Here is a 12,197-nt window from a genome sequence, read left to right on the forward strand (position 1 = left end):
TGTCACGCTCCTGCGGCCGCGAGTTCGGCGGCCGTCTCGGCCGCGCCGTCCATGGAATGCACCTGGCGTACGCCCGGCAGGTCCGCCTGTTCGAGGATCGCCCGGCCCTGCTCGGCGTTGTTGCCGTCCAGGCGGACCACCACGGGCCGGTTCACCGGATCTCCCTGCCCCTCAAGGAGTTGGAACGCCTGGACGATGCCGTCGGCGACCGCGTCGCAGGACGTGATCCCGCCGAAGACGTTCACCAGGACGCTGCGGACGTCCGGATCGCTGAGGATGATTTCGAGCCCGTTCGCCATCACCGCGGCGGAGGCGCCGCCCCCGATGTCGAGGAAGTTCGCGGGCCTCAGCCCGCCATGGCGCTCACCGGCGTAGGCGACGACGTCCAGTGTGGACATCACCAGGCCCGCGCCGTTGCCGATGACCCCGACCTGGCCGTCGAGCTTGACGTAGTTGAGGTCCTTCTCCCGCGCTCTGGCCTCCAACGGGTCCGCGGAGTCGGTGACCGCGAGAGTCGCGTGTTCCTTGTGCCGAAAGCGGGCGTTGCCGTCGAGTGTGACCTTGCCGTCCAGCGCCACGATGCGGTCGTTCGCGTCACGCACCAGCGGGTTGACCTCTACCAGCAGGGCGTCCTCGCTGACGAACGTCTCCCACAGCTTCACGATCGTCTCAGCGGCTGACTCCGCGACCGGTGCCGGGAACCCCGCTGCAGTGACGATCGCGCGCGCTGTCGCTTCGTTGACTCCGGTGGCGGGGCCGATGGGGATCCTCACCAGAGCTTCGGGCTTCTCCGCCGCGAGCTGTTCGATCTCCATGCCTCCCTCCGCCGAGGCCATCGCGAGGAAGGTACGGCTCGCGCGGTCGAGCAAGAAGGAGACGTAGTACTCCTCTGCGATGTCGCTGGCCGGTGAGATCAGCACCCGCCGGACCGTGTGGCCCTTGATGTCCATGCCGAGGATGTCTCCGGCCCTGGACGCGGCCTCGCGCGGTGTCGCGGCCATCTTCACGCCGCCGGCCCTGCCTCTGCCGCCTGTCTTCACTTGGGCCTTGACCATCACCGGAGCGCCGATCATTTCGGCGGCGGCACGGGCCTGCTCCGGGGTCTCGGCCACGATCGCAGGGGGTACCGGGACGCCGTGCGCGGCGAAGAGGTCGCGCGCTTGGTATTCGTACAGATCCATCTGTCTGCCTCCCAGCCGCTGGCGTCGATGTCCTGCGGCATGCATGGAGAATAAACGCTTGGGATACTGTATGCAATCCTTCCCCGCGCGCCGCGGCCCTGTTCTCCCGAAGCTGCCGCGAAGTGACAAGTAGCTCTGCGTGAGGCTCAGGCCCTCGGCTCTATGCGCCGGTGAGGGCCACGGGGCCGGGTCAGTTCACAAGGCCGCTCGCACCGCGATGCTGAGGGGGGTCACCGGGCGGGCGAGGAGATCGGTGAGGTTCGTCGAGTCGCCGTCGAGCCTGCCGGCGGCGACATCGCTCTCCAGGCGCGCGAGGAAACCGGCAGTGTTCTCGTCCATGCCGCCCTGGAAGAGGATCTGCCGGAACTCCTGCGGCGTGACGGGCTGGGGCTCGACCGCCGTGCCCGACACCTCGGAAATGGTGCGCGCCAGGTCGGCGTAGGTGAAGGGCTCACCGCCCAACTCGAGCGTCACGTTGGCCTCGTAGTCGGTCAGCAGGGCCTGGGCGTCGCCGCCGGCGTGCAGGAGTACTCCACGAGCGATGTAGCGGGGTACCTCGGCGGTGTAGTTCTCGGTGTACCAGCCGTGCCGCAGAAGCGTGTGGGCGATACCGGATTCGGCCAGCATCTCCTCCGTGGCCTTGTGCTCGGGCGCGAGAACCATCGGGTTGTCCGTCGCGCGCAGGACCGATGTGTAGTAGACGCGGCCGACACCGGCGGCCTTCGCCGCTTCGATGACGTTGCGGTGCTGGGGTAGGGGTTTGAGACTGGTGGGCTCGCATGTTGAGGCGTCGCGTATTCCTGCCAGGGTCATCCCTGTGGTCACCCTGAGCGATGGCCGATGGCTCTCGCTCATGACCACACTCTGGCGTGCTCTCCTGGGGTCGCTTATCATCCGAGAACTGATTGAGGGCGTGACCTCGCGGCTGCGCGGACCTGTAACGGCCCGCCGCTTCCCAGGGGTTACACCGTCTCAGCCAACCATCGTGCTTCGGTGGTCGGGCTGAGGCGGCATGTCTCGGAACGGCCACCTTCACAGAAGGATGTCGGCCGTTGAGTTCCGGACCTTTGACGCGTCTCTTGCTCGTCGCCCTGGCAACTGTCCTGTCTCTGCTAGTCGCAGTCATCGCTGGTGTGCCGCGGATGTGCGGTCGGCCGCCGCCCGGTGTCCCGCCGATCAGCGGGTGCGTTTGAGTACCCGGCTCATCGGCACGATGTCGATGTCCTGGACGCCGTAGTTGCTGAGGTGTTCGTCGACGAAGGCGAGGAGGGTGCCGCCGTCCGGCAGTACGACGTGCGCGACGAGCGAACACTCCCCGCTGGTCGCGGCGGTGAAGCGAATGCCGGGATGTGTCCGCAGAGCGGCGCCGAGTTCACCGATGCGGCCGGGGCTCATGCGGATCCACAGCATGGCGTCGGCGGTGGTGCCCCAGGCCGCCGGGTGGATGTCGGCCTCGAAATAGAGGACGCCGTCCTCGAGGAGCCGGCGGCGCCGACGGGACGCCGTGCTCGGATCGACATTGAGGTTCCGCGCCAGCTCGGAGGTCTCCATCCGGCCGTCGCGCTCGAGCAGTTCGAGGAGCCGACGGTCGGTGAGGTCGAGGTCGCGCGGCGGTGAGACGACAGCGCTCGAGGTCTCGCCCCAGACCTGCAGCAGCTCGTGGACGCGGACGCGCCGCAGACGGGGATCATGCACCAGCCGCTGGAGCGCCTCGTCGGCCTGCGCCGCAGGGGTCACAGAGCCGCACATGAGCTCGGTCGCGTCGCGAGAGAGCCGTACCCAGCGGGTGTGCTCCTGCTCAGCCATCAGCCTTGCGAGGGCGGCGACCCTGTCCGGGGCGCCCTCCGCACGTACGAGCTGCGCCAAGCGGCCACCGAACCCCGGCAGGGTCCGCCCCATGACGCGGACGACCCTCGTGGCCTGGAGGCGGGCCAGACGGCGGGCGACCGTCCGGGCGCTCACCCCGAGCTGCTCGGCGAAGCTTGCGATGCTGCCCGCCGGATCGCGGTCGAGGACAGTGAGGAGCCGTCGGTCCAGTGGGTCGAGCACGACACCCGGGGCATCCGCCGTTGTGTCCGGCACAGCACCTCCCACACGATGCCGAATCCATGCAGATCTTGACGAGAAACACTTGTCTCCGCGGCTCAGAACCCCAAAATATGCTGCATACATGCATCACGCAACCGATCTCGGTGGCGCCCTGCTGAAGTGACCGCAGCAGGGGCCGCTCGCGTGCTCCTGAAGGTGACGCAATTCCACAGGAGAGCCCGATGTCTGTCCCTGACCTCACACGTACGCGTGATCCTGAGATGCCGCGATCGTCCGACACCCGCCTCATCGCGGTCGCAGCCTTCTGCTGCCTCGTCGTGGCGTTGCAGCAGACGCTTGTCGTGCCCGCGGTTCCGCAGTTCCCGAGGCTCCTGGACACCAGCACCGGGCTGACATCCTGGCTGGTGACCGCCACCCTGCTGATCGGCGCGGTCACCACCGCGATCTTCGGACGCCTCTCCGACCTGTTCAGCAAGCGTCGCATCATGATCATTGCGATGTCGTTCGTCCTCGCGGGCTCGGTCCTCGCCCCGCTCGGAGGGATCGAGACGCTGATCGCGGGCCGCGCCATGCAGGGCGTGGGCACCGCACTCGTACCGGTCGCGATGGCTCAGATGAAGGACATCCTGCCCGGGCGACGGGTCGGTGGAGCACTCGCGGTGCTGAGCTCGACACTGGGTGTGGGCGGGTCGATCGGCATCCCGCTGGGTGGCGTGATGCTCTCGGCGCTCGGCTGGGAGTCGATGTTCTGGCTGTCGGCGGCCCTCTCCGTCGCGTCCATCGCGCTCATCGCCGTCGTCCTCCCGCGCAACCGCCCGAGCGACGACAGCGGTTCCTTTGACCTCACGGGCGCGATCCTGCTGTCGGTGGCCCTGCCCGCGCTGCTGGTCGGCCTGTCGCAGGGCGGCATCTGGGGCTGGGGGAGCGTCGCCACGCTCACCACGTTCGGCATCGGAATCGTCGTCACCCTCGGCTGGGGCTTCCTCGAGCTGCGACGGACCTCGCCCATCGTGGACCTGCGCACCTCCGCCTCACGCCCGCTGCTGTTCACCAACCTGGCCTCGCTGGTGCTGGGCATCCTGATGTTCACGAACCTGTTGCTGACCACGCTGCGGCTGCAGGGTTCCGAGGCAGAGGACGGATTCTCGTGGAGCGCGAGCTCGGCGGGATTGGCCATGATCCCGACCGCCTTGGTGATGTTCGCCGTCGCCCCTCTCAGCGCCGGGATCGCCCAGCGTTTCGGTCCGCGCAGCGTTCTCACCATCGGAGCGGCCGTCACAGCCGTCGGCTACAGCCTGGGCCTCGTTGCCTCCTTGAACGCGCCGCTGGCGATCGTGTGGACCACGGTCATCAGCGCCGGTGTCGGCATCGGCTACGCGGCACTGCCCATGCTTGTCGTCCGCTACGCCCCCGACCGGGAGATCGGATCCGCGAACGGGGTCAACGCACTCCTGCGCGCGATCGGCACCGCGATCGCCAGCGCCCTCGTCGCCGCGCTCACCGCGGCCATGGCACCCTCCGGAGGCGCCCGCGGCGGATCGTCGGCCGAGGCACTCACCACGATCGGATCCATCGGCTTCGCCCTCGGCGCGGCCACCATCGTCCTCGCCGCGCTCGCCCGCGCCTCGAACGAGGCGCCGTCGAAGGCCCTGCCCGAACGGGCGTGACGACGAGCTGGCCCGCCCGGCCCGATACCTCCCCCTTCCCCTCCTATCCCCGACCTCAACCTGGAGAAAATATGCCGAAGCTTACTAGGCGAAGCCTGCTCGCAGCCGGAGCGGGAGCCACCGCCGGAGGGTTCCTCGTCCCCTCTGCCGCAGCCGCCCCCGCCCGGGCAGCGACCACCGCCACCGTGTCCGGTCCGGGCGGGCGCGCTATCGACACCCACGCGCACATCTACCCGGCGGGGTATCTCGACCTGCTGGAGGAGAGCGGCGTCCCCGCGGCCAGCACCGCGATCGCCCGCGGGATCGCCGCCGACTCGACCGATGCGGACCTCTCGGCCCGGCTGCGCTGGATGGACCGCGCGAACGTCGAGACCCAGATCATCGCCGTGACACCCCAGTCGCCGTCGGGCCCCCAGAGCAGTTCGTCACTGGCCGCCGCGCGCCGCATCAACGACGAATACGCCACGCTCGTAAGACGCCACCCCGGCCGCTTCCTCGCCTACGGTGCCGTCCCCCTCCCCCATGTGGAGGAGTCCCTCGCCGAGATTCCGCGCCTGTTCGACGAACTCGGATGCATCGGCATCTCCCTGACGACGGTGCTGCCCGGTGGGCTCTCACCGGCAGACAAGAGGTTCGACCCGATATGGGAAGCGCTCGACGAGCGCGCGGCGACAGTGAACGTGCACCCCACCGGCTCCGGCGCCCTGTCCCCGATGATCAACTCGCGTCATCTGGAATGGGTGAACGGCGCCCCCGTGGAGGACGCCACGGCAGTGCTCCACCTACTCAAGGCAGACATCCCGCGCCGCTACCCGAACCTGCGCTTCCACATCGCCCACCTCGGCGGAGATCTCCCCTTCCTCGTCCAGCGGATCGAGGACAACTACACCGACTGGCAGGCCTTCCCGGCATCGCCCCTCGGCACCCTGCGCACCATGTGGTTCGACGCCGCGAATTTCCACGAACCCTCGCTCCGGCTCACCGTCGAGACCTTCGGTGCCGACCGCGTCCTGGCCGGCTCAGACCACCCCTACTTCCAGGAGGAGAAGTACGTCAGGGCATTCGACTACATCCGCAACGCCCGCCTGCCCGCCGAGGACATCCGTGCCATCCTTTCCGGCAACGCTGACAGCCTCTACCGGGTGCCTTCGAAAGAGGAGTGAGTGAGCAGGCTCGCAGGATCCCGGGTTACTACGTCGAGCGGCATGCCAGCGACGACCGTCGGTGCCCCCTATCTCTGACACGGTGCACGGTAGCCACCTCGACGCTGATGGCCCTCGTTGCTTCGGGGGACCGCAGAGGCCCCCGGCCCGCCTTGGCCGGTCCGAAGTCGTGACCGGTTCGGTGCCGTGCGCGCCTGTCCTCGCGCGGGGGCGCCTTCGAACAGTTCGGCTGGCCGCCCATTCGGCCCTCGCCGCGAGTGAACGTGCTCGTGGAGCTGACGGGTGGCGGTGCGTCAGTGTTCTCCGCCTGCCGCTTTGATGGCGCCGGCGGCGGCCGGGTCCGGCGTTGACGGCATCCGCGTTTCGAGGAGGCGCCTGGTGTGCATGCCGTTGACGGCGCCGACGAAGGGGGGTGGATGCTGTAGCCGAGCATGCGGCGGATGTCCTCGGAGACGCCCTGGCGGTGTCGCGGTCGGTGGAGAGGGTGTAGGTCTCCTGGGGGCGTAGCCACCGCCCGCAGTGCTGGGCGGTGACGGCGAGCTGGTCGGTGTCGGAGCGGTTGGCTCCGCCGCCGTGCCGGAGGGTGCCGAGGAAGAACACGCAGGATCCCGCGGGCATGGTCGCGGGCAGCCGCGGGTCGCTGTCGGTGGGGCGGCGTCCTTCGTTCCAGCGGTGACTGCCGGGCAGGACCACCGTGGCGCCGTTGTCGAAGGTAACTGCTCAGCGCGCTGGCCTTGCCAAGGCGCTCGTGGAAGTCCTCCGCCAGGGCGATGAGCAGGCCTCTGCGGGTGCCGAAGTAGCGGTAGGGCAGGCCGACACTGACCCCGGCCCTGCGGGCCACGGCCGCCACCTCGAGCTGTCCGGCCGCCGCGAGTTCCTCGGCGGCAGCGCACAGCAACCCGTCGTCATTGTCCGCCTGGACGGTGAGTTGAACTCAACTGACTATCGGGGCCATGGCACCTGGCAAGACAACCCGGGGATCGGCCGCCCGTGCTGACGGTGCGAGCCACGGGGCCGGGTCAGTTCACAAGGCCGCTCGCACCGCGATGCTGAGGGGGGTCACCGGGCGGGCGAGGAGATCGGTGAGGTTCGTCGAGTCGCCGTCGAGCCTGTCGGCGGCGACATCGCTCTCCAGGCGCGCGAGGAAACCGGCAGTGTTCTCGTCCATGCCGCCTTGGAGGAGGATCTGCCGGAACTCCTGCGGCGTGACGGGCTGGGGCTCGACCGCCGTGCCCGACACCTCGGAAATGGTGCGCGCCAGGTCGGCGTAGGTGAATGAGACGCCGCCCAACTCCAGCGTCACGTTGGCCTCGTAGTCGGTCAGCAGGGCCTGGGCGTCGGCCTCGGCGAAGTCCGCCCGCGTCGCGGCCGCGATGCGTCCGTCGCCGCCGGCGTGCAGGAGTACTCCACGAGCGATGTGGCGGGGTACCTCGGCGGTGTAGTTCTCGGTGTACCAGCCGTGCCGCAGAATCGTGTGGGCGATACCGGATTCGGCCAGCATCTCCTCCGTGGCCTTGTGCTCGGGCGCGAGAACCATCGGGTTGTCCGTCGCGCGCAGGACCGATGTGTAGTAGACGCGGCCGACACCGGCGGCCTTCGCCGCTTCGATGACGTTGCGGTGCTGGGGTACACGCCTCCCCACCTCGCTGCCGGAGATGAACAGCAGGCGGTCCACGCCGTCGAAGGCGGCTTCGAGTGCTTCCCGGTCGTCGTAGTCCGCGGTGCGGACGGTGACGCCGCGTGCGGCGAACGGGGCAGCCTTGTCCGCGTCGCGTGCGACGGCGGTGATCGAGGCGGACTCGACGTTCTTGGCCAGCAGCTGGTCGGTGACCAGGGTGCCGAGCTGTCCGGTCGCAGCGGTGACAGCGTATGTCGTCATGGTGCTGATCCTTCGAGGGGGTGTGGGGTTCCGGGTTCGAGGCCGGGGTGCTTGGTGGGCTGGTGCGGTGATGTGCTCGCCGCACCGTGCGGGAGCTTTGCCTCAGCTCTGCATGGAGTCCGCGGGTTTGTTGGCCGTGGGCGAGGTCCTGGGGATGCGGGGGTCGGCGAGGCTGATCAGGAGGAGTGCCGCGCCCAGGGCGGCGAAGACGATCGCGAACAGGATGATGCCGCCGTTGGTCGCGCCGCCGGCGAAGGTGGCGCCGATGAGGCCGGTGGCGATGAACCCTCCGATGTAGGAGGCGGTCCGGTAGAACCCGCTGTTCACGCCGATCTGGTCGGGTGCGCTCTTCAGGTAGAGCATGGCCTGATTGCCGACGTTTCCCAGTCCCATCGCGACGCCCAGGAAGGTCATCGCGATCACGGGCCAGACGAGCCAGTCCTGGGCGCCGGACAGCCACAGGCATCCCCCGCCGGCCACGACGAAGACAGCCGTGCCCACGAGCATCAGCCGGATCGAGTGGCTCTTGCCGAGCATCAGGGCGACCACGGCGCTCATGACCGACATCGGCAGCATCAGCAGGCCGATCCTGCCCGGATCGACGCCGCGGGCCTCCTCCAGCCACTGCCCCACGCCGTACAGCGCGCCGTACATGACGGTGAAGGTCATGATCAGACGCACGTAGGTGCGCCGCAGGGCTCCGTTGCTCGCGAGCATCCGCACATCCACGAGGGGGGAACGCTGCCGCCGCTCCCAGTACGTCAGCGCGAGAGCGACTCCCGCGAAGACGGCGAGCAGCCACCAGCGGGGATCGGCCAGGTCGCTGAGAAAGCCGAGCAGGGCGGTCATCAGGACGGCGAACAGCAGGATTCCGACCGGATCCATGTGCTGGGTGAACGAGGCGCTGTGGTCCCGGCGGTCGAGAGCGCCCCGAGGTACGAACACCAGGGTGGCGATGAGGCTCACCACGGCCAGCGGCACGTTGATGACGAACACCGACCGCCAGCCGAAGCCGGAGACCAGGGCTCCGCCGAGCGGCAGCCCGATGGCCGCTGTCACCTGGCCGGCGGCCGCGACCAGGCTGAGGATCCGGCTGGGGAGGGGAACCCCCGCAGCCTCGGCCTTGAGGTTGATCATCATCATCGCCGTCGGATAGGCCGCGGAGGTTCCCAGACCGATGATCAGGCGGGAGACCACCAGCCAGGAGATGTTCGGCGCCACCCAGCCGACCGCACCGCCGATCCCGACCAGCACGATGCCGGCCATGAACACCGACCGTGCCCCGTAGCGGGTGGCCAGCCTCCCCATCAGCGGCTGGCAGATCGCGCTGACCAGGTACAGCGCGGACACGAGCAGGGCTGTCTGGACCGCGGTCACGCCGAGGTCGTCCGCGATGCTCACCAGCGCGGTGGCGATGATGGACGAGTTGATCGGGTTGAGGGTGACTCCGAACAGGAGGGTCCAGGTGAACCCGCGGCTGAAGACGCGGCTTTCCGGGGTGGTGGTGCGCGGCATGGCTCAGTCCCGCGTCCGGCGCAGGGCCGCGAGGACGTCCGCGGTGGTGCCGGTCTCGGCGATGGCCGGCAGCGCGAGCGTGAGGCTGAGCCGGCCGCGTTCGACGCTCAGGTCCGTGACCGCGTCCGTGGGGACGGTGACGGAGTACCCCGCGTCGTAGGCCGCCCTGGCCGTGGACTCCACACCCATCCCGGTCGCGATGCCGGTGACCACGACGTTCGTCACGGCCCGGTCGGCCAGCAGCCCGGTGACCTCTGCGGAGGTGAAGGCGCTCAGGGCCTTCTTCGCCACCTGCAGGTCCTTCTCGGCGACCGGCAGCCGCTCGTCCAGGACGGCGAAGTCGGCCGGGGGCTCGCCGCCGGGCAGCGGCACCTCGGTGCGCCCTGCGGGACGCCCGAGGGCGGTCACCCAGATGACCGGCAGCCCGGCCGCGTGGAAGGCGTCGGCCAGCTCCGCGGTCCGCTCGACGATCCGCCGGGCGTCCTCGGCCCCGGCCAGCGCGAGGATGCCGTTCTGGAGGTCGATCGCGATCAGCGCACTGACGGGGTCGATCCTGGTGATGCTCATGATGGTCCCTTCGATGACGGGGTGGTCGGGGTCGTATCGGGGCCGAGGAGACGCCGCAGCAGGACGACCGCGTCGGCCAGCTGCCGCTGCTCGGCCGGGGTGAGCTCGGCGACGAGCCGGCCGCGCAGCCAGTCCGCCTTGTGGGCGCGCACCGCCTCGATGGCGGCGGTCCCCTCGTCCGTCAGGTCCAGCCTGCGGCGACGGCCGTCGCGCGGATCAGGCGACACGGCGACCAGACCCGCGTCGACCAGAGTGGAGACCGTGCTGCTCATCGACTGGGGGCTCACGTACTCCGCCCGGGCCAGCTCGGCACTGGTCGCACCTGGTGCCTGATGCAGCCGGGCCAGCACGGTCTGCTGCGACAGGGTGAGATCGCCGACGGCCTGCGACTCACCACTCAGGCGGCGGGTGTATGCCCATATCAGGGCACGTATGTCCTCGGACAGCTCGGCAGGATCCACGGCATTCGACATACTTGCAATATACATATCATCAGGGAAACTGACAAGTTTCATGGAGCATTCCCGCGCATCGGGAGGGACCGACGAGCAGCGAAGGGTGGTCTCCCACCTGACCGGGAAAAGACCTCGACGGTTTAGCGGTGCCGACGGGGCGCTGCCTGTCGGCCAATCTCGTCTACAAGCGAGTGTCGACCGACCAGCAGTCGACCGACCGTCAGGACCTTGTCCTGGACGAGGCCGGGATCGAGGACCCGGTTGTCTTCGAGGAGGATGCCGGAACGTCCAGCCGCCTTCACCCGCTTCAGCGGCCGAAGTTCGGCGAACTGCTGGCGTACGCGCGGCCGGGCGACACCGTGCACATCTCCGAGATGCTCCGCCTGGTGCGCGGCACCGGACACATCCTTGACGTGCTCGACGTCCTGCACCGAGACCATCTCGCCCTGCGCATCCACGACGGCGCGTTCTCCGGCATGGACCTCACCGCACGCCACCCGCGCACCGGAGAACTGCTGTTCACCGTGAAGTTCATGGTGCAGACCCTCGCCCGTGTCCTCCGGCTCCCACTCCTGCCGCACCCCAAGCTCCTTCCGGTCCTCATGACCGGACCAACGTCGCCGAGCACGGCCCCCGATGACCCCAGAAGATCGAAAACGCTGACAACCGCACCCCAGATCCGCTGCAGAGAGCTACTTACACTTCGCGGCAGCTCCGGGAGAACAGGGCCGTCGCGGCAGCGGCCACCCGGGCACTGGACGGGCTGAGCAGCAGCATCGGTAGCGGAGGAGGGCCCGCAAGAGGGAGGCAGCACCCCTGGGGCCCAACCCTGTGAACGGTCCGGTCGACCCGGTCAAGAAGACGGAGACGCCTGACCGGAGGCGTCAGACTGAGGCCTCGTGCTGCTCGGCGTACATCGTGCGCGTCGTCTCCGTATGACGGCGCATCAGCTCGCAGGCGTGCTGGGCATTGTGAGCGGCGACGGCCCTGATGAGGGAGGCGTGCTCGTCCCAGGCCTTGCGCCCGCGTACGAGGGCGATCGGCGCGTAGTACCAGCGCATGCGCCGGTCGACCATGGCGATGTGCTCAATGAGTACGGAGTTGCCCGCGATCTGCATCAGCTCGGCGTGCAGGTTTGCGTTGGCTGCGACGAGGCCCTCGGAATCATCGGCGGCGAGAGCCCTCTCGCCGGCCTCCTGCAGCTCCCACAGGCGCTCGATGTCCTTCGGTGTGGCTCGCTCCGCCGCCAGTAGAGCGGACTCCGACTCCAACAGGGCGCGCACTGCCATCAGGTGGTCGGCTTCCTCCTTCGTGGGCACGTGGACGAACGCTCCCTGCGCCGGCCTCAGGTCCACCCACCCCTCGGTGCAGAGGCGTTGCAGTGCTTCCCTTACGGGTTGCCGGCTCACCCCGAGCTGGGCGGCGAGTTCGGCCTCCACGATGTGCTCGCCGGGCTGCAGCACCCGCTTGATGATCATGTCGGCAATGGCGTCGTAGACGGCCTGCCTCAGAGGCACTGGCCGCTCCACCGCGCGCACTTCGCGGCGTACGGCTGTCCCTGCGGGCGCCTTGCGCCCGGCCGCCACTGAGCGGCCTCCATTCGTCATGCCCAACTCCCCGGTTTGGTCGATTCGGCCCGGACGCGAAGACCGGGGCCCGATTGGTTTGAGTATACGGTCGACGAAAGACAGAAGTTGAGATACGGCCGGATGTGCCGAGGT

The 12,197-nt window shown here is 68.9% G+C and carries 10 protein-coding genes and 3 pseudogenes; 3 read left to right on the plus strand and 10 right to left on the minus strand.

Features of this window, described 5'->3' with window-relative positions:
• Positions 1-2: 2 nt before the first annotated feature.
• The 3 genes from sucC to QIS99_RS25620 form a co-directional block, all read right to left on the minus strand.
• Complete coding sequence (gene sucC / locus QIS99_RS25610; RefSeq protein WP_282516006.1) at positions 3-1,181, minus strand: ADP-forming succinate--CoA ligase subunit beta; 1,179 nt, start codon at positions 1,179-1,181, stop codon at positions 3-5.
• A 195-nt stretch (positions 1,182-1,376) separates the two neighbouring features.
• Positions 1,377-1,994 carry an NAD(P)H-binding protein gene (locus QIS99_RS25615; protein ID WP_282516007.1) on the minus strand — a complete coding sequence of 206 codons (618 nt, stop codon included), beginning with the start codon at positions 1,992-1,994 and terminating at the stop codon, positions 1,377-1,379.
• Positions 1,995-2,357: 363 nt separating this feature from the next.
• Positions 2,358-3,263, minus strand: a complete 906-nt coding sequence (locus tag QIS99_RS25620; protein WP_282516008.1) for an AsnC family transcriptional regulator — start codon at positions 3,261-3,263, stop codon at positions 2,358-2,360.
• A gap of 227 nt (positions 3,264-3,490) precedes the next feature.
• On the opposite strand from QIS99_RS25620, the gene QIS99_RS25625 reads away from it, so the two are divergent.
• A complete protein-coding gene (locus tag QIS99_RS25625) occupies positions 3,491-4,897 on the plus strand; it encodes an MFS transporter (RefSeq protein ID WP_282516009.1) in 1,407 nt (468 codons plus the stop codon).
• A 185-nt stretch (positions 4,898-5,082) separates the two neighbouring features.
• The gene (locus QIS99_RS25630) at positions 5,083-6,060 is read left to right on the plus strand and encodes an amidohydrolase family protein (RefSeq protein ID WP_282516010.1); all 978 of its coding nucleotides are present in this window, start codon (positions 5,083-5,085) and stop codon (positions 6,058-6,060) included.
• Between the two features lie 609 nt (positions 6,061-6,669).
• Here the strand turns inward: QIS99_RS25630 and QIS99_RS25635 are convergent.
• From QIS99_RS25635 to QIS99_RS25660, 6 genes and pseudogenes are all read right to left on the minus strand, one after another.
• Positions 6,670-6,753, minus strand: a pseudogene (locus QIS99_RS25635) (hypothetical protein); the annotation flags it as partial.
• A gap of 82 nt (positions 6,754-6,835) precedes the next feature.
• Positions 6,836-6,958, minus strand: a pseudogene (locus QIS99_RS25640) (TetR family transcriptional regulator); the annotation flags it as partial.
• 126 nt (positions 6,959-7,084) lie between these two features.
• On the minus strand, positions 7,085-7,939 hold the full coding sequence (locus QIS99_RS25645; protein WP_282516011.1) for an SDR family oxidoreductase: 855 nt from the start codon (positions 7,937-7,939) through the stop codon (positions 7,085-7,087).
• Between the two features lie 102 nt (positions 7,940-8,041).
• Positions 8,042-9,454 carry an MFS transporter gene (locus QIS99_RS25650; RefSeq protein WP_282516012.1) on the minus strand — a complete coding sequence of 471 codons (1,413 nt, stop codon included), beginning with the start codon at positions 9,452-9,454 and terminating at the stop codon, positions 8,042-8,044.
• A 3-nt stretch (positions 9,455-9,457) separates the two neighbouring features.
• Entirely contained in the window at positions 9,458-10,021 is a 564-nt protein-coding gene (locus tag QIS99_RS25655; protein WP_282516013.1) for a cysteine hydrolase family protein, read from the minus strand.
• The gene (locus QIS99_RS25660) at positions 10,018-10,494 is read right to left on the minus strand and encodes a MarR family winged helix-turn-helix transcriptional regulator (protein ID WP_282516014.1); all 477 of its coding nucleotides are present in this window, start codon (positions 10,492-10,494) and stop codon (positions 10,018-10,020) included. The genes QIS99_RS25655 and QIS99_RS25660 overlap by 4 nt, the downstream gene beginning before the upstream one ends.
• 146 nt (positions 10,495-10,640) lie before the next feature.
• Here QIS99_RS25660 and QIS99_RS32220 point away from each other — a divergent pair.
• Positions 10,641-11,027, plus strand: a pseudogene (locus QIS99_RS32220) (recombinase family protein); the annotation flags it as partial.
• 333 nt (positions 11,028-11,360) lie between these two features.
• On the opposite strand, the gene QIS99_RS25670 reads toward QIS99_RS32220, so the two are convergent.
• Positions 11,361-11,993, minus strand: coding sequence for a GntR family transcriptional regulator (locus tag QIS99_RS25670; RefSeq protein ID WP_282516017.1), 633 nt, complete (start codon positions 11,991-11,993; stop codon positions 11,361-11,363).
• Between the last annotated feature and the right edge of the window lie 204 nt (positions 11,994-12,197).

This window comes from Streptomyces solicavernae (assembly GCF_029968095.1).
GTDB classification, from domain to species: Bacteria; Actinomycetota; Actinomycetes; order Streptomycetales; family Streptomycetaceae; genus Streptomyces; species Streptomyces solicavernae.